The sequence below is a fragment of the Bradyrhizobium sp. USDA 3650 genome (assembly GCF_054057395.1).
The window spans coordinates 1,792,517-1,812,913 of the sequence record NZ_JBSRZG010000001.1 but is presented as its reverse complement, the minus strand read 5'-3'; the positions used below and the strand labels follow the sequence as shown (position 1 = coordinate 1,812,913).

Below are 20,397 nucleotides of genomic sequence, written 5' to 3'. Positions count from 1 at the left end.
GATTCCGATGCCCCGTTTTGCCGCCAATCTCTCGATGATGTTCACCGAGGTGCCGTTCCTCGACCGCTTCGACGCCGCTGCCGCAGCCGGCTTCACCGCAGTCGAGTTTCTCTTTCCCTACGAGCATTCGGCCGAGGCGGTCGGCGAGCGGCTCAAGCGCAACGGCTTGACTCAGGCGCTGTTCAACCTGCCGCCGGGCGACTGGAATGCCGGCGAGAAGGGCTTTGCGGCACTCCCGTCGCGATTCCCCGAGCTCAAGGCGAGCCTGGAGACCGCGCTGCCCTACGCCAAGGCGACCGGCGTCAAGCGGCTGCATTTGATGGCGGGCATCGCCAACCGCGGCGAGCGGGTTGCCATCGAGGCGTTCTACAAATCGGTGGCGTGGGCCGCCGAGTTCTTTGCGCCGCACGGCATCGACATCGTGCTCGAGCCGATCAATGCGCGCAACGTGCCCGGCTATTTCCTCAACGATTTCGGCTTCGCGCGCGACCTGATCCAGGAGCTGCGGCTTCCGAACCTGAAACTCCAGTTCGACATCTATCACTGCCAGATCATCCATGGCGACGTCACGATGCGGCTGCGCGATATGATGCCGGTGATCGGCCACATCCAGATCGCCAGCATTCCCTCGCGCAACGAGCCCGACGGCGAGGAGCTGAACTATCCGTTCCTGTTCGACGAACTCGACCGGCTCGGTTATGCCGGTTTCGTCGGCTGCGAATATAATCCGCGCGGCAAGACCACCGACGGCCTTGCCTGGTTCAAGCCTTATGCGGGAGTGAAGCCGTGACACTTGCAGCGAAAATATCTCTTGGCTGCATCGCCGACGACTATACCGGCGCCTCCGACCTCGCCAATACGCTGACGCGCGCGGGCCTGCGCACCGTGCAGACCATCGGCGTGCCCGCGGACGATCTCGCGCTGCCCGAGGTTGATGCGGTCGTGGTGTCCTTGAAGAGCCGCTCGATCGAGTCCGGCCTCGCCGTGTCGCGCTCGCGCGCGGCCGAGACATGGCTGCGCGGCCGCGGCGCTAGCCACGTGCTGTTCAAGATCTGCTCCACCTTCGATTCCACCGATGCCGGCAATATCGGCCCGGTGATGGACGCGCTTCGCGCCGATTGTGGCGAGGCGGCCGTGCTGGTGACGCCGGCGTTTCCGGAGACCGGCCGCACCGTCTACCAGGGCAATCTGTTCGTCGGTGCCGTGCCGCTGAACGAGAGCCCGCTGAAGGACCATCCGCTCAACCCGATGCACGATTCCAACCTGGTGCGGGTGCTGGCGCGCCAGAGCAAGACGCAAATCGGCCTCGTCGACCTTGCCACCGTCACGCGCGGCGCGGATGCCGTGCGGGCGCGGCTGGCCGAACTCGCGGGCAAGGGCATTGGCGCGGCGATCATCGACGCCGTGTTCGACCGCAACCTCGAGACCATCGGCCTCGTCGCTGCCCAGCATCGGTTGTCGGTCGGCGCCTCCGGCATGGGCCTTGGGCTAGCGCGGGCGCTGGTCTCGACAGGCAAGGTCACATCGAGCGCGGCAAGCAGCGAGGCGGGGGCAGCGGTCGGCGGACCGGCGGCGTGCCTGGCCGGAAGCTGCTCGCATGCGACGCTTCAGCAGATTGCCAATGCCGAGCGTGTCATGCCGGTGCTGCATCTCGATCCGGACCGTGTTACTACGGGCGAGGACGAGGCGCAGCGCGCACTGGCCTGGGCGAAGCCGCGACTGGCGGACGGTCCGGTCCTGATCGCATCGAGCTCGACGCCCGATCAGGTCGCCGAGCTCCAGGCGCGCCATGGTCGCGACGCGGCCGGTCACGCCATCGAGCAGGCGATGGCCGACATCGCCGAGGGTCTGGTGCGGGCCGGCGTCAAGCGCCTGGTCATTGCCGGCGGGGAGACATCCGGTGCCGTGGTCGACCGCCTGAAGATCCCCGGATTTCTCGTCGGAGTAGAGATTGCGGCGGGCGTCCCGGTGCTGCGCGCGGTCGGTGCTGAGAAAAGCGACATGTTGCTTGCCTTGAAGTCCGGAAATTTCGGCGGGCCCGAGTTTTTCTCCGATGCGCTTAGGCTCATGCGCTGAGCGCAGGGCATTTTTAGCGTCGTGTTCACTTATTTCAGGCTTCCGTACTCGTACGGAGTCGTCGTTAACGTCTGCTCAGGTGCTCTGGTGTTGGATGTCGGTGCTGCTCCCTTAGGTTGATTCGTAGATTTCCGGACGCGCCGCCGCGCCAGCACAAAGAGACTCCATATGCTCGCCACCATTTCCATCCGCGCCAAGATCATCAGTGTCGTGGCGTTCCTGCTGGTCGCGATGGCCGGCATGGGCCTGCTCGCCGTCGTGAAGATGCGGTCGATGAATGCCAACACCGTCGACATCACCACGAGCTGGATGCCCAGCGTGCGCGTGCTCGGCGACCTGCGTGCCGGCGTCATCACTTACCGCAACGTCATCCGAGAGCACATGCTGTCGGAAACGCTGGACGAGAAGCTCGCGGCAGAGAAGACGCTTGCGACCGTGATCGAGGCCAACACCAAATTCCGCAAAACTTACGAGGACATGATTACCTCGCCTGAAGAACGGGCACTCTACGGTGAATGGTCCAGGTTCTGGGACGATTACAAGAAGGGCACCCAGGAGGTCATGGCGCTGTCGCGCAAGGAGGCCGGCAAGGTCCCGCACGAGGCGCATGAGCTGAACACCAAGACGGTCAACAAGATCGGGCTTCAGGCCGACGAGGTTCTGCGCAAGGACATCGAGCTCAACACCAAGGGTGGCGACCAGGCCGCGCAGGATGCCGCCAACAGCTACTATTATGCCTTCATGCTGGTCGCGATCATTCTCGGCGCCGCCGTCCTTGTCGGCTCCGGCGTTGGCTTCTACCTGGTGCAGGACGTCTCGAACGGCATCAACTCGATTACCCAGCCGATGCAGGCACTCGGCAAGGGCGACCTTTCCGCCGAGGTTCCGCACCGTGGTGAGAAGACCGAGATCGGCGCCATGGCCGACGTGCTCCAGATCTTCAAGGACGCGCTGATCGCCAAGAAGGCCGCCGACGAGGCTGCCGCCGCCGATGCCGAAGCCAAGATCGAGCGCGGCCGCCGCGTCGACAACATCACCCGCGAATTCGAAACGATGATCGGCGAGATCGTCCAGACCGTGTCGTCGGCCTCGACCCAGTTGGAGGCCTCCGCCTCGACGCTGACCTCGACCGCCGACCGCTCCCAGCGGCTGGCGACCACGGTTGCCGGAGCGTCGGAGGAGGCCTCGACCAACGTGCAGTCGGTGGCCTCGGCCACCGAGGAGATGGCCTCATCGGTCGGCGAGATCAGCCGTCAGGTGCAGGAATCTGCGCGGATGGCGGGCGACGCCGTCGGCCAGGCGCGCACCACCACCGAACGCGTCAGCGAGCTCTCCAAGGCAGCCTCGCGCATCGGCGACGTCGTCGAGCTCATCAACACCATCGCCGGCCAGACCAACCTTCTGGCGCTGAACGCGACCATCGAAGCCGCACGCGCCGGCGAAGCCGGCCGCGGCTTTGCGGTCGTCGCCTCCGAGGTGAAGGCGCTCGCCGAGCAGACCGCGAAGGCGACCGGTGAGATCGGCCAGCAGATTTCCGGCATCCAGGCGGCGACCAACGACTCGGTCGGCGCCATCAAGGAGATCTCGTCGACCATCGAGCGTCTGTCGGAGATCTCATCGGCGATCGCGGCGGCCGTGGAAGAGCAGGGCGCGGCGACCCAGGAGATCGCCCGCAACGTACAGCAGGCGGCGCAGGGCACCCAGCAGGTCTCCTCCAACATCACCGACGTGCAGCGCGGCGCGACCGAGACCGGCACGGCCTCCTCGCAGGTGCTGTCGGCGGCGCAGATGCTGTCGAACGACTCGAACCGGCTCAAGACCGAAGTCAGCAAGTTCCTGACCAACGTCCGCGCGGCCTAGGCTGGCAGGCACGGAATTCCTGAAAGCGGCGTTCGCGGGCGCCGCTTTTTTTACGCGGGGAACAGCGGCTTCTGTCATCTTTCGGGCCTGAGCTGCATATCTGGAATGCGATTTCGCAGTGCGATAGCAGGGAAGTTACCGCAGGTGCCGCAGCGTCGTTGGCCATTTGTGCGGTCTTCAGGTAAATCAGCCGAGGAACCCGCGGGGGCGGTGTTTCCGGTCCCTGATCTGGAATTGCCCAACGAATGATTGCTCTGGTCCGTATTGCCCTGAGCCGGCCCTACACGTTTGTCGTGCTCGCGCTCCTGCTTCTGATCATCGGACCGCTGGCGGCGCTGCGGACGCCGACCGACATCTTCCCGGACATCCGCATCCCCGTGATCGGGGTGGTCTGGCAATACACCGGCCTGCCGCCCGACCAGATGTCGGGTCGCATCACCACGCCGTTTCAGCGCGCGCTGACGACGACGGTCAACGATATCGAGCACATCACCGCCAATTCCTATAACGGCTTTGGCATCATCAAGATCTTCTTCCAGCCGAACGTCGACATCCGCACCGCCAATGCGCAGGTCACCGCGATCTCGCAGACGCTGATCAAGCAGATGCCGCCGGGCGCGACGCCGCCTCTGATCCTGAACTACTCCGCCTCCACCGTGCCGATCGTCCAGGTGGCGCTGTCGGGTGACGGCCTGACCGAGCAGAACCTCGCCGATATCGGCATCAACCAGCTCCGTACTCCGCTGGTCACCGTGCCGGGTGCTGCGATCCCGTATCCGTTCGGCGGCAAGCAGCGCCAGATCCAGATCGACCTCGACCCGACCGCGCTCCAGGCCCGCGGCCTGTCCGGCCAGGACGTCGCCAACGCGCTCGCGGCCCAGAACCTGATCACGCCGGTCGGCACCCAGAAGATCGGGCAGTTCGAATACAACATCCAGCTCAACAATTCGCCGCTGAAGATCGAGGAGCTCGGCAATCTGCCGATCAAGACCGTCAACGGCGCGATGGTCTATGTGCGCGATGTCGCGACTGTGCGCGACGGCAACCCGCCGCAGACCAACATTGTCCATGTCGACGGCAACCGCTCGGTGCTGATGATGGTGCTGAAGGCGGGCGCGACCTCGACGCTCGACATCATCGCAGGCATCAAGCAGAAGGTGATCGACGTCAAGGACCAGCTGCCGGACGCGCTCAAGATCGGCTTCATCGGCGATCAGTCGGTATTCGTCCGCGGCGCCATCGAAGGCGTCGCGTTCGAGGGCGTGATCGCGGCGCTGCTCACCAGCGTCATGATCCTGCTGTTCCTCGGCAGCTGGCGCTCGACCGTGATCATCGCGGTCTCGATCCCGCTCTCCGTGCTCGGCGCCATCATCATGCTGTCGGCGATCGGCGAGACGCTGAACATCATGACGCTCGGCGGCCTGGCGCTCGCCGTCGGCATTCTCGTCGACGACGCCACCGTCACGATCGAGAACATCAACTACCATCTGGAGCAGGGCAAGCCGGTCGAGCAGTCGATCCTCGACGGCGCCAACCAGATCGTGACGCCAGCCTTCGTCTCGCTGCTCTGCATCTGCATCGTGTTCGTGCCGATGTTCTTCCTCACCGGCGTGGCGCGCTTCCTGTTCGTGCCGATGGCGGAAGCGGTGATGTTCGCGATGATCTGGTCGTTTCTGCTGTCGCGCACGCTGGTGCCGACCATGGCCAACTATCTGTTGCAGGCACATGTCCATCACGTGGACGGTCCGCCGAAGTCGCGCAATCCCCTGGTCTGGTTCCAGCGCGGTTTCGAGGCTCGCTTCGAGCGTATTCGCGGCGGCTACCACAATTTCCTCGGACTCGCGCTCGCGCACCGTCCGGTGTTCGTGATCGGCTTCCTCTGCGTGGTCGGCGCGTCCTTCGCGCTGGTGCCGTTCCTCGGGCGCAACTTCTTCCCCGCGGTCGATGCCGGCAACATCCTGATGCACGTCCGCACTCAGGTCGGCACCCGCGTCGAGGAGACCGCGAACCAGCTCGCCGACGTGCAGAAGGCGATCCGCAAGCTGATCCCGGGCGAGATCGAAACGCTGACCGACAACATCGGAATGCCGATCTCCGGTATCAACATGACCTACAACAACACCGGCGTGATCGGCCCGCAGGATGGCGACATCCAGATCAAGCTGAAGGAAGGCCACAAGCCGACCGAGGAGCATGTGCGCGTGCTGCGAGAGCAACTGCCGCGGCTGTTTCCCGGCGTCAGCTTCGCCTTCCTGCCGGCCGACATCGTCAGCCAGATCCTGAATTTCGGCGCGCCGGCGCCGATCGACCTGCAGATCCGTGGTGGCAATCTCAGCGCCAACTTCGCTTATGCCAACAATCTGCTGGCCAAGGTCCGCAGGATTCCCGGCGTCGCCGATGCGCGCATCCAGCAATCGCCGAACAATCCGACCTTCAACATCGACGTCGACCGCACCCGCGCGCAATATGTCGGCCTGACCGAGCGCGACGTCACCAACAGTCTCGTGGTCAACCTTGCTGGCTCCTCACAGGTGGCGCCGACCTACTACCTCAATCCGGATAACGGCGTGTCCTATTCGATCGTGATGCAGACGCCGCAATACCAGATGGATTCGCTCAGCGCGCTTCAGACGCTGCCGATCACGGCGGCCGGCAATTCGCAGTCGCCGATCCTCGGCGGCATCGCCGACATCAGGCGCTCGACCTCGAGCGCAGTGGTCTCGCAATACGACATCCAGTCGATGGTGCAGATCTTCGCCACGACCTCGGGCCGGGATCTCGGCGCGGTCGCGACCGACATCCGCCAGGTGATCGCCGACACCGCCAAGGACGTGCCGAAGGGCTCTTCCGTGGTCCTGCTCGGCCAGGTGCAGACCATGAACAGCGCCTTCACCGCGCCTGCTGTTCGGCCTGCTCGGCGCGGTCGTCCTGATCTATTTCCTGATCGTCGTGAACTTCCAGTCCTGGTCCGATCCGTTCGTGATCATCACCGCGCTGCCCGCAGCACTCGCCGGCATCGTCTGGATGCTGTTCGCCACCGAGACGACGCTGTCGGTGCCGGCGCTGACCGGCGCCATCATGTGCATGGGCGTTGCCACCGCCAACAGCGTGCTCGTGATCTCGTTCGCGCGCGAGCGCTACGAAGAGCTCGGCGATCCCATCGCCGCGGCGCTGGAAGCCGGCTTCGTCCGGTTCCGCCCGGTGCTGATGACCGCGCTCGCCATGATCATTGGCATGGCGCCCATGGCCCTTGGGCTCGGCGAGGGCGGCGAGCAGAATGCGCCGCTCGGCCGCGCCGTGATCGGCGGCCTGATCTTTGCAACCTTCGCCACGCTGATGTTTGTTCCCGTGGTGTTCAGCATGGTACACAAGAAGCAAGGCGCCAAAGCCGCCGCCCTCCCTGGAGACCCCGCATGTCGCCCACTGAATCCCGCTCCCCGGTGTCGCACCGGAAACTGGGCATCTTCGGCGTGGTGGCGCTGATCGCGGCGGGCCTGGTCGTGGGCACCGGCATCCGTGCCCGCGAGGAGCAGGGCTCCAAGCTGAAGGCCTGGACCGATGACCAGGCCATTCCCAGCGTCGCGGTGACGCTGCCCAATGCCAAGGCTCTCAATGCGACCATCGACTTGCCGGGCCGTCTCGAAGCCTATTATCGCGCGCCGATCTTTGCCCGCGTTCCCGGCTATCTCAAAAGCTGGAGCGCCGACATCGGTGCGCGGGTGAAAGCCGGTCAGGTGATCGCCGAGATCGAGGCGCCCGACCTCGACCAGCAACTGCTTCAGGCCCGCGCCGACCTCGCCAGCCAGCAGTCCAGCGCCAGGCTGTCGGAAGCCACCCTCAACCGCCGCAAGACGCTGGTCGCCTCCAACTTCGTCTCCGCGCAGGAGATCGACGAGCGTACCGCCGATCTCTCCAACAAGAACGCGGCGGTTCGCTCGGGCCAGGCCAATGTCGAGCGGCTCGAGGCGCTGGCCGGTTACAAGAAGATCACCGCTCCGTTTGACGGCGTGGTCACGGCGCGCGACACCGACGTCGGTGCGCTGATCAATTCAGGCGGCGGCTCGGGCCCGGCGATGTTCGTGGTCTCCGACATCACCAAGCTGCGCGTCTACATCAACGTGCCCCAGAACTACGTGCCCGCGATCAAGATGGGGGCCAAGGCCGCCATCGTGCTGCCGGAGTATCCGAACCGGACCTTCCAGGCGACGGTGGAGGCCTCCTCGCAGGCGGTTGACGTCGCCTCCGGCACGACGCGCATGCAACTCGGTCTCGACAATTCCTCAGGCGAGCTGATGCCCGGCGGCTACGCCAGCGTGAAGCTCAGCCTGCAGCGCGACTCCGCGCCGCTCAGCATTCCCGCCAGCGCGCTGATCTTCAACGGCAGCGGCCTGCGCGTCGCAACCGTCGGTCCGGACGACAAGGTGCTGTTCAAGCCCGTGACCATCGCCCGCGACCTCGGCCGCGAGATCGAGCTTGCCTCGGGAATTGCAGCGGATGATCGCGTCATCACCGCACCACCGGACGGCCTTTCCGACGGCGACCAGGTCCGCGTCACCGGCACCGGCGCCAAGGGCAAGCCGGCGACCGCGTCGGAGAAGCAGGCGCCGAAGGGGTAGGGCGAGTTTGTAGGGTGGGTTAGCGAAGCGTAACCCACCACTGTTCGTCTTCGCGCAAGCAAAAGAGGTGGGTTACGCCTTCGGCTAACCCACCCTACGAGACTACGCCACCCGCCACTCCGGCACGCCATCCGCAGCCATCGCGATCTCGCCGAGCGAGCCCACCGGCGTGCGGTCCATGTTCAGCAGATGCGCCAACGTCGCGGTATCGCTCGCGGGAATCCGCGCCAGTGTGCGCCTGTCATCTTCCGTCCGCAGCATCGCCACGCCGTGCTCGACATCGCCGGCCCGGCCGTAGAGCACCGTAAAGCTCTCGACCTTGCCTTTGCCCGAGACATCCGTGACGAACTCCGGCACCGCGCGCCTGTTGCCGTCCGCCGCCGCCTGCACGCTCGTCTCCTGTGCCAATGCTTCACGCGGCGGCACTTTCGACACCACCAGCGCATGATGCTTGGTGACGAAGCCGCCCTGGCCGTAGAGCAGGCCGAGCGTTGCGCCGTCGCGCACCCGCCGCACCATCGCGCAGGCGGCATGGGTCATGTAGGTGTTGAGCGGCGCACCGAAGAAGGTGAGGCCGCCTGTCACGGTCGGCTGCACGTCGGCACCCAGGCCCAGCGTCCGCCGCGCCATCTTGGGCACGCACGGGAAGCAGCTATAGAGCTCGATCGCATCGAACGTCTTGCCGTCGCCGCCGGCGAGATCCATCACGGCCTTCAAGACGGCATTCTGCGAATGGCTCTCGTAAAACTGGTCGCGCAAGAGATAGTCGCGCGGCTCCTCGGCCGAGGCGCCGCCGAGCGGGTAGACGAGCTTGTCCTCGGCGATGCCGGCCGCACGCGCCCTGGCGAGGCTGGTGAGCAGCAGCGCGCCGCCCATGTTGACGCCGGGGTTTGCGACCATGAGCTTGTTGTAGGGCCAGGCGATCAGGCGGTTGTCCGCGGTCGGCGTCGTGATTTCGTCGGGCGCATAGCGCCGCTTCAGCCAGGCATTTGGATTTTGCGCGGCGGCTTCCGAATAGCGCGACCACAGCACGCCTGACTCCGCCATCGCCTCGCGCGGCGTCTGGCCCCAATGGGCGGATGATGCCGCTTCATAGAACGGATACACCGTGACCGGCCGGAACACGCCGAGCTTCACGGCCAAGGGTTTCTGGAACGCTGCGCCGCGCTTCGGCTCCTCGACGTCATGGGCGAACGGCGTCCATGGCAGCTTCGTGCCGGCGCGCTCCGCCTTGGTCGCCGTCGACTGTGCCTCCGCGCCGCAAACTGCGGCAACACTGCATTCACCGCGCGCGATGCGCTTTGCGGCTTCGTGGATGTAGCGGATCGGGCTCTCGCCGCCGACCGGGCCGTAATAGCAATGCGACGGCGAGATGCCGAGCCGTTGCGCCAGCAGCTGCTCCGGATCGCGATATCGCCAGCTCAGGAAGTTGACGACGTCGAGCGACTGCACCTCGCCGAGCAGCTTTGCGCCGGCATCAGCTTCCGCGCGCAGCAAGGCCTGTTCGAGCAGATCGAGCGGCTCGAGGCCGTCGGTAATCTCCTTTGGACGGTCGACGATCTCGCCGATGCCGACGATGACGGGGATTCGGTCTGGGGGGATGCTGCTCTTGTCGGTCATGGCCTCAATTCACAATGTCAGTTGTTTCGTCATTGCGAGCACAGCGAAGCAATCCAGAATCTTTCCGTGGGCAGCAGTCTGGATTGCTTCGCTGCGCTCGCAATGACGGTGTGTGGCAATCACTCCGCCACCAGCGCATTCATGTGCTCGACGGCTTCGGCAAACTCTTCCTTGAACTCCTGCACCACCGCGCCGGCCGACTTCACGCTGTCGATCAGCCCGACGCCCTGGCCGACGAAGTAACTCACGAGATCGCGCGCTTTCGCGTTGCCGCCCGCAGCGGCGCGGTCGATCGCGTTGAAGGCGTCACGGCTGACGATGCTTTGCAACGGCATCGGCAATGCGCCGGGGCTCTCGGCTGCGCGGTCCCAGGCGTCGGTCCAGACCGAGCGAAGTTGCCGCGCCGGCTTTCCGGTGCGGCCCTTCGAGCGCACCGCATCGCGCGACGACGCCGCGATCATCTTCTCGCGAAAGATCTCCGTGGTCTCGGCCTCGACGGTGGCAAGCCACACCGAGCCGGTCCAGGCGCCCGCGGCACCCATCGCCATGCAGGCCGCCATCTGCCGTCCCGTCATGATGCCGCCGGCCGCCAGCACCGGCACGTCGCGGATCTTCTTGATCGCCTTGATCACCTCCGGCACCAGCACCATGGTCGAGACCTCGCCGCAATGGCCGCCGGCTTCGGTGCCCTGGACCACGAGGATATCGACACCGGCCGCGACCTGCCGCAGCGCGTGCTCCTTGGCGCCGACCAGCGCCGCGACCGGCACGCCGTGCTTTCTGCCCATCTCGATCATCGCCTTCGGCGGCACGCCGAGAGCATTGGCGATCAGGCGGATCGGGTGCTTGAACGAGACCTCCAGCAGCTCCAGCGCGGTCCTGCCATCGAACGGCTGCGGCTGGTTGTCAGCGACCTCGGTGGTCGTGAGTTCGATGTCGTATTTCTTCAGGAGATCGCGCGTGTAGTTGCGGTGCTCCTGTGGCACGCGTGCTTCAAGGCTCTTCCAGGTGACGTTCTTCTCGCCCGCAGTCGAGATGTTTTCGGGGATCAGAACGTCGATGCCGTAAGGCTTGCCGTCGACGTGCTCGTCGATCCATTTCAGCTCGCGCTCCAGCGTATCCGGCGTGTGCACGGTCGCACCCAACACGCCAAAGCCGCCGGCGCGGCTGACGGCGGCGACGACATCGCGGCAATGGCTGAAGGCGAGCAGCGGGAAATCGATGCCCAGCATGTCGCAGATCGGCGATTTCATCGTTCTCTCCCGGCGGCCTCGCGTTGCTGTCATTGCAATCTTGAGCGAAGGCTCATCGACGCTAGACCATCGTCTCGCGCCATGCCAATCCGGATTTGGCGTCGCATCTTGCGTGCACACGCCGTGTTGCGCGAAGCCGTACGCCTGGCTCGACAGATGCGGGCTCTGGTGCAGGTCGTCCGCGGCGATGTCGAATGCATGACGCGGTCGCGAGGCCCGCGCCGGACGCAGGGCCGGCAGGGCTTGCCATCGGCCGTCCGTGGGCTAATTAATGCAAGCGCATCTTTTTCGCCGGAGCCCTTCACATGACCGACACCCCCGCCTACGTGCCGCCCAAGGTCTGGACCTGGAACAAGGAGAACGGCGGACAGTTCGCCAGCATCAACCGTCCCATTGCCGGTCCCACCCATGACAAGGAGCTGCCGGTCGGCAAGCATCCCTTCCAGCTCTATTCGCTGGCGACGCCGAACGGGGTGAAGGTCACGGTCATGCTGGAGGAGCTTCTGGCGCTCGGCCACAAGGGCGCGGAATACGACGCCTGGCTCATCAAGATCGGCAACGGCGATCAGTTCGGCAGCGGCTTTGTCGACATCAATCCGAATTCCAAGATCCCGGCGCTGATGGACCGCTCCGGCCCGGAGCCGATCCGGGTGTTCGAGTCCGGCTCGATCCTGTTCTACCTCGCGGAAAAGTTCGGCGCCTTCCTGCCGAAGGACATCAGGAGCCGCACTGAAGCGATGTCGTGGCTGTTCTGGCAGATGGGCAGCGCGCCTTATCTCGGCGGTGGCTTCGGCCACTTCTACGCCTACGCGCCGACCAAGATCGAATACGCCATCGACCGTTTCGCGATGGAGACCAAGCGCCAGCTCGACGTGCTCGACCGCCGGCTCGCCGACAACGAATATCTCGCGGGCAGCGAATACACCATCGCCGACATGGCGGTGTGGCCCTGGTACGGCGCGCTCGCCAAGGGGCTGGTCTATGGCGCCGGCGAATTCCTCTCGGTGCAGGACTACAAGCACGTGCAGCGCTGGACCGACCAGATCGCCAAGCGCCCTGCCGTCAAGCGCGGCCGCATGGTCAACCGTGTCTCCGGCGATCCCGCCAGCCAGCTCCACGAGCGGCATGATGCCGGCGATTTCGACACCAGGACGCAGGACAAGGTCGGCGAGGCCGCCGCGTCGTAGTCCCTTCGCCTCTCCCCGGAATTTGCGCAAGCAAATTCCCGGTGAGGGGGACTCTCCGCGAGTCCGACTGACAGCATCCTCGCGGAGACTCCCCCTCATCCCAACCTTCTCCCCGCAAGCGGGGAGAAGGGGAAGAAGATCACCCCATGCTCAGCTCGTGTCGTCCCACCACCATCCAGTGCACCTCGTCCGGACCATCCGCAAAGCGCAGATGGCGGACGTCCTGGTACATTTCGGCGAGCGGGGTCCAGTGCGAGATGCCGGTGGCGCCGTGCATCTGGATCGACTGGTCGATGATCTTGCAGGCGCGCTCCGGCACCATGGCCTTGACCATGGAGACCCAGACGCGGGCCTCCTTGTTGCCGAGCACGTCCATGGCCTTGGCGGCCTTCAGCACCATCAGCCGCATCGCCTCGATCTCGCAGCGCGCCTGCGCGATGATCTGCATGTTGCCGCCGAGATGGGCGATCTTCTTGCCGAAGGCTTCGCGGGTGAGGCCACGCTGCACCATCAAATCGAGCGCCTTCTCGGCCTTGCCGACGGTGCGCATGCAGTGATGAATGCGGCCCGGGCCGAGCCGGAGCTGCGAGATCTCGAAGCCGCGGCCTTCGCCAAGCAGAATGTTCTCCTTGGGTACGCGGACGTTGTTGAAGCGCATGTGCATGTGGCCGCGCGGCGCGTGGTCCTGGCCGAACACGTACATGGGGCCGAGCACCTCGACACCGGGCGTGTCGCGCGGCACCAGGATCTGCGACTGCTGCTTGCTCGGCGCCGCATCCGGATTGGTCTTCACCATCACGATGAGGATCTTGCAGCGGGGATCGCCGACACCGGAGATGTAGTACTTCTCGCCGTTGATGACCCATTCGTCGCCGACGAGCTTGGCGGTGGTCGAGATGTTCTTGGCATCGGAGGAGGCGACGTTCGGCTCGGTCATGACATAGGCGGAGCGGATCTCGCCGTTCATCAGCGGCTTCAGCCACTTCTCCTTCTGCTCCTTGGTGCCGACGCGCTCCAGCACCTCCATGTTGCCGGTATCAGGCGCCGAGCAGTTCATGCTCTCCGAGGCCAGCGGGCTCTTGCCGAGCTCGGATGCGATATAGGCATAGTCGAGATTCTTCAGGCCCTGGCCGGTCTCGTCGTCGGGCAGGAAGAAGTTCCAGAGGCCTTCCTGCTTGGCCTTGTTCTTGGCCTTCTCCAGCACCTCGAGTTGCTTCGGCGTGAAGCTCCAGCGGTCTTCCTTGCCCTCGCCGGCCTTGGCGAACTCGATCGACATCGGCTCGACGGTGTCGCGGATGAACTTCCTGACGTGATCGTAGAGCGGCCGCACCTGGTCCGACATCCTGAGGTCGTTAAGCTCGTCGCCGGGATTGAGGGTGTAGTTGGTGGTGCGGGGAATATAGGTGTGTTTTGTCATTGTTCCTCCCGGGGTCGCTGAGCTCGTTGGAGCCGGAGAATAGTCGCAGCGTCGCCAAAGTGCGAGCGCGCATTTTCCAATCCGAGCCATGCCATGCGATGGAATATCGCGAGGGCGTTTGAAATGTTGTTTGAATGGGCTGTTGAGGAGCCGTAGCCCGGATGGAGCGCAGCGCAATCCGGGACAGAGCGAGCGTTGCGCAACCCCGGATTACGCTGCGCTCCATCCGGGCTACGACCGTGCGTGTGTGGCTAGTTCGCCATCCGATGCATCGCGCAGATCTTGTTGCCGTCGAGGTCGCGCAAATAGGCAATATAGAGGTTGACGCCGGGGCCCTGGCGGATGCCGGGAGGATCTTCGCAGGGAACGCCGCCAGCGGCGATGCCGGCCGTATGCCATGCATTGACCTGCTCGGGCGAGTTGGCGGCAAAGCCGATGGTGCCGCCATTCGCAGGCGTCGCCGCTTCGCCGTTGATCGGCTTCGTCACCGAGAACACGCCGGTCTTGGTGATGTAGAAGATGCGGTGGCCATCGACGCGCGCCGGCCGCACTTCGAGCGTGGACAGCAAATTGTCATAGAAGGCCTTGGCCTTGTCGAGGTCGTTGGTGCCGATCATGATGTGCGAGAACATTGCCCATTCCCCTCAGAGTTTGTAGCCCGGATGGAGCGAAGCGTAATCCGAGTCTTGCTTACTTTTGAAAATCCCGAATTGCGCTGCGCTCCATCCGGGCTACGAGACTCAAAACGCCGTATAGCCGCCGTCGATCACGAACGTATCCGCGGTGTGGTACGACGACGCCTTGCTCATCAGATATACCGCGATGCCGCCGAAATCGCTGGCCTCTCCGAAACGCCGCACCGGAATGCGCGGCATCACGTTGGCCACGAACTTCTCGTTGGCCATCAGGCCCGAGGTCATGTCGCTCTTGATCCAGCCGGGCAGGATCGCATTCGCGGTGACGCCGTGGCGCGCCAGCTCGACGCCGAGCGCGCGGACCAGCGCGTTGATTGCGGCCTTGGTCGCGGCATAGTGCTCGTTGCGCGCGGTGCCGAAGATCGAGGCGAGGCTCGAGGTCGCCACCAGCCGGCCGAAGGGATCGCCCGCCTCGGCGCGCTGGGTCATGTGTTTTGCGGCCGCCTGGAACGCGTGGAACACGCCGTCGAGATTGGTCGCAAACATCGTGCGCCATTCGTCCTCGGTGCGCTCGATGAAGGAGCGACGGCCGCCGCCGCCGATACCGGCATTGGCGAAGCAGCCGTCGACCCGGCCGAATGTGTCGAGCGTGGCCTTCATCGCGGCATTGACCGAGGCCGGGTCGGTGACGTCGCAGACCCGCGCGTCGACCTTGCCTGATAACCCCGCCAGGCTCGCGGCAGCGGCCTTGTTCTTGTCAGGATTGCGACCCCAGATCGAGACATTGCAGCCCTGGCCGGCGAGCGCGTGTGCGATGCCGAGCCCGATGCCGCCATTGCCGCCGGTGATCACGGCGACCCGGCCTGAAAGGTCGAAAAGGTTCATGGCGCGTTTCCTTGTTTTTGCTTGGCGCGCATCAGCCGCTGCGCGCAAGATTGCTTGCTATGCTCCGATCACCATGGACAAGACCGCGCCAAAAATCAAATATGCGCCCCGGCAAAAGCAATTCCGGTCTGCGAAACTGACACAGGCCGCAACTCACGAGGAAACCATGCGGTTCAAACACGTCACGCTCGATCTCGATGGTTCGGTCGCGATCCTCAAGCTCGACCATCAGGAGGTGATGAACGCGGTCTCCGTGGACATGCTGGGCGGTCTCGCGGAAGCGCTCGACGCGATCGAGGAGAAGAAGGACGAGGTGCGCTGCGTCGTGCTGACGGGCGCGGGGCGGGCGTTCTGCACCGGCGCCAATCTGCAGGGCCGCAACAACCAGTCGAAGAAGACCAAGGCCGGCCTGACGCTCGAGACCGGCTTTCATCCCTTCCTGCGCCGCATCCGCAATCTGCATTGCCCGATCGTGACTGCGGTCAACGGTCCGGCGGCCGGCGCCGGCATGAGCTTCGCGTTGCTCGGCGACATGATTTTATGCGCGCGCTCGTCCTATTTCCTGCAAGCCTTCCGCCGTATCGGCCTCGTGCCGGATTGCGGCTCGACCTGGCTCTTGCCGCGGCTGATCGGCAAGGCGCGCTCGATCGAATTGTCGCTGATGGGCGAGCGACTTCCCGCCGAGAAGGCGCTGGAATGGGGCCTCGTCAACCGCGTCTATGATGACGGCGTGCTGATGGAGGAGGCGATGAAGCTTGCGCGCGACCTCGCCAGCGGCCCGACGGTCGCGCTGTCGCTGATTCGCAAGCTCTATTGGGACAGCCCGGAGAATTCCTTCGAGGATCAGCTCAATCTCGAATTCCAGTGCCAGCTCCGTGCTGGCGACACGGATGATTTCCGCGAAGGCGTCGGCGCGTTCCTGGAGAAGCGCCCTGCGCAGTTCAAGGGCAAATGATCGAGGCTGAGCTTTCCCGCAGCGTTGCGCGCTGGTGCGAGGGGGCGACCGGCGTGACCGGCGCGGCCAAGCTGTCCGGCGGCGCCAGCCAGGAGACCTGGCGCTTCGACATCATGCATCCCGATGGGCCGATCGGTGCCATCTTGCGCCGCTCGCCGAAAGGTTATGGCGCGGCGCCGACGCGCGCGGCGGGTCTTGCCGCCGAAGCGCAACTGATGCAGCTCGCATTCGAGGCCGGCGTGCCGTCGCCGCGCGTGATGCATGTGCTGACGCCGGACGACGATCTCGGCACCGGCTTCATCATGCAGCGCGTCGAGGGCGAAACCATTGCGCGCAAGATCCTGCGCGACGACGAGTTCGCGGCAGCGCGGCCGCTTCTCGCACGGCAGATCGGCGGCGTGCTCGCGAAGCTGCACAGGCTGCCAGGCGACAAATTGCCCGAGCTGCGCAGCCGGTCCGCGACAGAGGAGATCTCTGAGTTCGAACGCGACTATCGCAGCCTGGACTGGCCCAAGCCTGTGTTCGAGCTGGCGCTGCGGTGGCTGCGCGACCACGATCCGGGCCCGTCGGCCGAGACCACGCTGGTGCATGGCGATTTCCGCAACGGCAATCTCATCATCGGTGCCGACGGCGTGCGCGCGGTGCTGGACTGGGAGCTCGCCCATCTCGGCGATCCCATGGAGGATCTCGGCTGGGTCTGCGTGAACTCCTGGCGCTTTGGCGAGATCGACAAGCCGGTCGGCGGCTTTGGCTCGCGTGAGGAGCTGTTCGCCGGCTATGAGGCGGCTGGGCGCAAGGTCGATTCATCGCGTGTCAAATTCTGGGAAGTGATGGGCACGCTGCGCTGGGGCATCATGTGCGGCGGCATGATGCAGCGCTTTCGCGAAAGTCCGGACCATTCGATGGAACGCGCCATGATCGGCCGTCGCGCTTCGGAGACCGAGATCGATCTGTTGCGGCTGCTGGCGCCGCGGGGGAGTTGACCATGCAGGACGAGCCGACCCCGATCGAGCTGACCAAGTCAGTCGCCGATTTCCTCCGCAACGACATCACGCCGCTGATCTCCGGCCACCAGGCCTTCAAGCTGCGCGTCGCCATCAACATCCTCGATCTCGTCACACGGCAGTTGACGCGGGAGGAGGGGAGCGAAGCTGCGGAGGTGGAGCGGCTGCGTGCTCTGCTCGGCCTGGACGGGTCGGTCACGGACCTGAACCGCGCACTCGCCGAGCGCATTGCCACGGGCGAGGTCGATCTCGCGACGCCGGGCCTTGCCGAGCATCTGTGGCAGACGACGATGGACAAGCTTGCGGTGGATCAGCCGAATTACGCGTCGTACAAGCGCGAGCTTTCAAGAGACGGGTAGGGCGCAGTCCCATCCTCCGTCATTGCGAGCGCAGCGAAGCAATCCAGAGTCGTTCCGCGGAGACAGTCTGGATTGCTTCGCTGCGCTCGCAATGACGAGGAGAGAGGAGGTCCTACTTCCCCATCCATTTCGGCGGCCGCTTCTCGGAAAACGCCTTCGGGCCCTCGATGTAGTCCTGCGAGGCCACCATCGCCTTCACCGCCGGATAGTCGCGCTGCTCCTCGATCGCCTGCTCCAGCGAGACGCCGAGGCCCTTCTGGATCGCCTGCTTCGAGGCGCGGATCGACATCGGCGAATTCTTGGTGATCATCTCGGCCCAGCGCAGCGCGGCCGCGAGCGCCTCGCCCTGCGGCACCACCTCGTTGACGAAGCCGAGTTCGAGACCCTCCTTGGCGCTGACATGGCGCGCGGTGAGGATCATGCCCATGGCGCGCTTCAGCCCGATCTGGCGCGGCAGCCGGTGCAGGCCTCCGGCGAGTGCGGCCAGCCCCACGCGCGGCTCGGGCAGGGCGAAGGTCGCGTTCTCCGAGGCAATGATGAGGTCGCAGGCGAGCGCGATCTCGAAACCGCCGCCCATGGCGACGCCGTTGACCGCGGCGATGATCGGCTTGTCGCAGTCGAAGCGCGCGGTGAGGCCGGCAAAGCCGCCCTTGTCCCAGCCGCGCTTGCCGCCGGCCGCCTGCCACTTCAGATCGTTGCCGGCGCAGAACGCCTTGTCGCCGCTACCCGTGACGATCGCGATCCACTGCTCGGGATCGGCGGAGAAATCGTCAAATACCTTTTGCAGCTCGAAATGCGCGTCGGTGTGCAGCGCGTTGTAGACCTCGGGCCGCGACAGCGTGACGATCGTGATCGCCCCCTTACGTTCCACCTTGGAAAATTTCAGCTCCATCGCGCGCTCCCGCAGTTTCTCGTGAAGGAATATCGCCGGAATACTACCGCGCCTCCGCGCTAGAGCACCATCGAATTGCGCAATGCGCCCTGCGCATTCGGCACGCCTCCCATTGCTTGACTTGCGCGCGCTCTTCTCACCTTAATCGTGCGAAGCAAAGCTGCGCCCAGCGCCTTAACGCAAAACGAAAAAACACCCGGGAGAGAGCCGTGGATTTCTCATTGCCTGCCGATCTCGTCGCCTATCTCGCGGAGCTCGACCGTTTCATCGAACGCGAGATCAAGCCGCTGGAAGAGGCCGATGATAATATCCGCTTCTTCGATCATCGTCGCGAATGGGCGCGCACCGATTTCGAGAATGACGGGCTGCCGCGCCACGAATGGGAAGCGTTGCTGCGCAAGGCCAAGGATCTCGCGGACGCCGCCGGTCATTTGCGCTTTGCGGTGCCGAAGCAATATGGCGGCAAGAATGGCTCCAACCTCTGGATGGCGGTGATCCGCGAGCACTTTGCCGCCAAGGGGCTCGGCCTTCACAACGATCTCCAGAACGAGCATTCCATCGTCGGCAACTTCCCCGTCGCGACCATGCTCGATCGCTACGGCCGCGAGGATCAGAAGGCGATGATCGACGGCTCGATCAAGGGCAAGTATCGCATCACCTTCGGCTTGACCGAGCCGCAGCACGGCTCGGATGCGACCCATATGGAAACGCGCGCGGTGCCGGCGACCCGCGACAACGTCAAGGGCTGGATCATCAACGGCGAGAAGATGTGGACGACCGGCATGCACGTTGCCACGCATTGCGCTCTGTTCGCGCGGACGTCAGGCAATGACGGCGACGCGCGCGGCATCACCTGCTTCCTGGTGCCGGCCAAGAGCCATGGCGTTAAGATCGAAGAGTACATGTGGACCTTCAACATGCCGACCGATCATCCCCGCGTCAGCTTCACGGACGTGTTCGTTCCCGAGGATGCGCTGTTCGGCGAGGTCGGCCGCGGCCTGTCGCTGGCGCAATGTTTTGTCCATCAGAACCGCATTCGGCAGGCGGCGAGTTCGTTGGGGGCAGCGGTCTACTGCATCAACGAGAGCGTAAAGTATGCGCGCGAGCGAAAACCGTTCGGCAAGGCGCTGGCCGAGAACCAGGCGATCCAGTTCCCGCTGGTCGAGCTTGCGACCCAGGCCGAGATGCTGCGGCTGCTGATCCGCAAGACCGCCTGGGAGATGGACAAGCTCACCGAGGAGCAGATCGAGCGCACGCTCTCCGACCGCGTCTCGATGTGCAATTACTGGGCAAACCGCCTCTGTTGCGAATCCGCCGACCGCGCCATGCAGGTTCACGGCGGCATGGGCTATTCACGCCACAAGCCGTTCGAGCACATCTACCGCCACCACCGCCGCTACCGCATCACCGAGGGCAGCGAGGAGATCCAGATCCGCAAAGTGGCGGGATTTTTGTTCGGCTATATGGGGCCGGGGAAGCATTGAGGGATTGTTGCGAACTATCTCTCCACGTCGGGCTATCTCTCCACGTCGTCCTGGCGAAAGCCAGGACCCATTACCCCAGGGAGAAGTGGTCGAGGCAGGCTGGCAACACGAGTCTTCGCCAAACCACTCCTTGGGGTAATGGGTCCTGGATCGG

The 20,397-nt window shown here is 64.7% G+C and carries 15 protein-coding genes and 1 pseudogene; 10 read left to right on the top strand and 6 right to left on the bottom strand.

Annotated features, from left to right (window positions below; genetic code table 11):
* Positions 1-7 precede the first annotated feature (7 nt).
* From otnI to ACVIN2_RS08615, 5 genes and pseudogenes are all read left to right on the top strand, one after another.
* The gene (gene otnI / locus ACVIN2_RS08635; RefSeq protein ID WP_456765278.1) at positions 8-790 is read left to right on the top strand and encodes a 2-oxo-tetronate isomerase; all 783 of its coding nucleotides are present in this window, start codon (positions 8-10) and stop codon (positions 788-790) included.
* A complete protein-coding gene (gene otnK / locus ACVIN2_RS08630; protein WP_456765277.1) occupies positions 787-2,076 on the top strand; it encodes a 3-oxo-tetronate kinase in 1,290 nt (429 codons plus the stop codon). The genes otnI and otnK overlap by 4 nt, the downstream gene beginning before the upstream one ends.
* Positions 2,077-2,244: 168 nt before the next feature.
* A complete protein-coding gene (locus ACVIN2_RS08625; protein WP_456765276.1) occupies positions 2,245-3,936 on the top strand; it encodes a methyl-accepting chemotaxis protein in 1,692 nt (563 codons plus the stop codon).
* Positions 3,937-4,181: 245 nt separating this feature from the next.
* Positions 4,182-7,363, top strand: a pseudogene (locus ACVIN2_RS08620) (efflux RND transporter permease subunit).
* Complete coding sequence (locus tag ACVIN2_RS08615; protein WP_456765275.1) at positions 7,350-8,552, top strand: efflux RND transporter periplasmic adaptor subunit; 1,203 nt, start codon at positions 7,350-7,352, stop codon at positions 8,550-8,552. The pseudogene ACVIN2_RS08620 and the gene ACVIN2_RS08615 overlap by 14 nt, the downstream one beginning before the upstream one ends.
* A 102-nt stretch (positions 8,553-8,654) precedes the next feature.
* On the opposite strand, the gene ACVIN2_RS08610 is transcribed toward ACVIN2_RS08615, so the two are convergent.
* Together ACVIN2_RS08610 and ACVIN2_RS08605 are read right to left on the bottom strand one after the other, a co-directional pair.
* Positions 8,655-10,172: an acetyl-CoA acetyltransferase gene (locus ACVIN2_RS08610; RefSeq protein ID WP_456765274.1), complete on the bottom strand. Its 1,518-nt coding sequence runs from the start codon at positions 10,170-10,172 to the stop codon at positions 8,655-8,657.
* A gap of 119 nt (positions 10,173-10,291) precedes the next feature.
* Complete coding sequence (locus ACVIN2_RS08605; RefSeq protein WP_456765273.1) at positions 10,292-11,425, bottom strand: nitronate monooxygenase; 1,134 nt, start codon at positions 11,423-11,425, stop codon at positions 10,292-10,294.
* 305 nt (positions 11,426-11,730) lie between these two features.
* On the opposite strand from ACVIN2_RS08605, the gene yghU reads away from it, so the two are divergent.
* Positions 11,731-12,612 carry a glutathione-dependent disulfide-bond oxidoreductase gene (gene yghU, locus ACVIN2_RS08600; RefSeq protein ID WP_456765272.1) on the top strand — a complete coding sequence of 294 codons (882 nt, stop codon included), beginning with the start codon at positions 11,731-11,733 and terminating at the stop codon, positions 12,610-12,612.
* A 139-nt stretch (positions 12,613-12,751) separates the two neighbouring features.
* Here yghU and ACVIN2_RS08595 read toward each other — a convergent pair whose 3' ends face one another.
* The 3 genes from ACVIN2_RS08595 to ACVIN2_RS08585 all read right to left on the bottom strand — a co-directional run bounded on the left by ACVIN2_RS08595 (position 12,752) and on the right by ACVIN2_RS08585 (position 15,549).
* Positions 12,752-14,029 (bottom strand): acyl-CoA dehydrogenase family protein, encoded by a 1,278-nt coding sequence (locus ACVIN2_RS08595; protein ID WP_456765271.1) that lies wholly within the window; start codon positions 14,027-14,029, stop codon positions 12,752-12,754.
* A gap of 251 nt (positions 14,030-14,280) precedes the next feature.
* Positions 14,281-14,661, bottom strand: coding sequence for a VOC family protein (locus tag ACVIN2_RS08590; protein ID WP_456765270.1), 381 nt, complete (start codon positions 14,659-14,661; stop codon positions 14,281-14,283).
* Between the two features lie 108 nt (positions 14,662-14,769).
* Positions 14,770-15,549 carry an SDR family NAD(P)-dependent oxidoreductase gene (locus ACVIN2_RS08585; protein ID WP_456765269.1) on the bottom strand — a complete coding sequence of 260 codons (780 nt, stop codon included), beginning with the start codon at positions 15,547-15,549 and terminating at the stop codon, positions 14,770-14,772.
* A 166-nt stretch (positions 15,550-15,715) separates the two neighbouring features.
* Between ACVIN2_RS08585 and ACVIN2_RS08580 the strand changes: the two genes are divergently transcribed.
* The 3 genes from ACVIN2_RS08580 to ACVIN2_RS08570 are packed head-to-tail and all read left to right on the top strand — an operon-like array spanning position 15,716 to position 17,867.
* Positions 15,716-16,504, top strand: a complete 789-nt coding sequence (locus tag ACVIN2_RS08580; RefSeq protein ID WP_456765268.1) for an enoyl-CoA hydratase/isomerase — start codon at positions 15,716-15,718, stop codon at positions 16,502-16,504.
* Positions 16,501-17,487, top strand: coding sequence for a phosphotransferase family protein (locus tag ACVIN2_RS08575; protein WP_456765267.1), 987 nt, complete (start codon positions 16,501-16,503; stop codon positions 17,485-17,487). Before ACVIN2_RS08580 ends, ACVIN2_RS08575 begins: the two co-directional genes overlap by 4 nt.
* A gap of 2 nt (positions 17,488-17,489) precedes the next feature.
* Positions 17,490-17,867, top strand: a complete 378-nt coding sequence (locus ACVIN2_RS08570; RefSeq protein WP_456765266.1) for a DUF6285 domain-containing protein — start codon at positions 17,490-17,492, stop codon at positions 17,865-17,867.
* 112 nt (positions 17,868-17,979) lie between these two features.
* On the opposite strand, the gene ACVIN2_RS08565 is transcribed toward ACVIN2_RS08570, so the two are convergent.
* The gene (locus tag ACVIN2_RS08565; RefSeq protein WP_456765265.1) at positions 17,980-18,759 is read right to left on the bottom strand and encodes an enoyl-CoA hydratase-related protein; all 780 of its coding nucleotides are present in this window, start codon (positions 18,757-18,759) and stop codon (positions 17,980-17,982) included.
* A 209-nt stretch (positions 18,760-18,968) separates the two neighbouring features.
* Between ACVIN2_RS08565 and ACVIN2_RS08560 the strand changes: the two genes are divergently transcribed.
* Positions 18,969-20,243: an acyl-CoA dehydrogenase family protein gene (locus ACVIN2_RS08560; protein ID WP_456765264.1), complete on the top strand. Its 1,275-nt coding sequence runs from the start codon at positions 18,969-18,971 to the stop codon at positions 20,241-20,243.
* Positions 20,244-20,397: the final 154 nt, after the last annotated feature.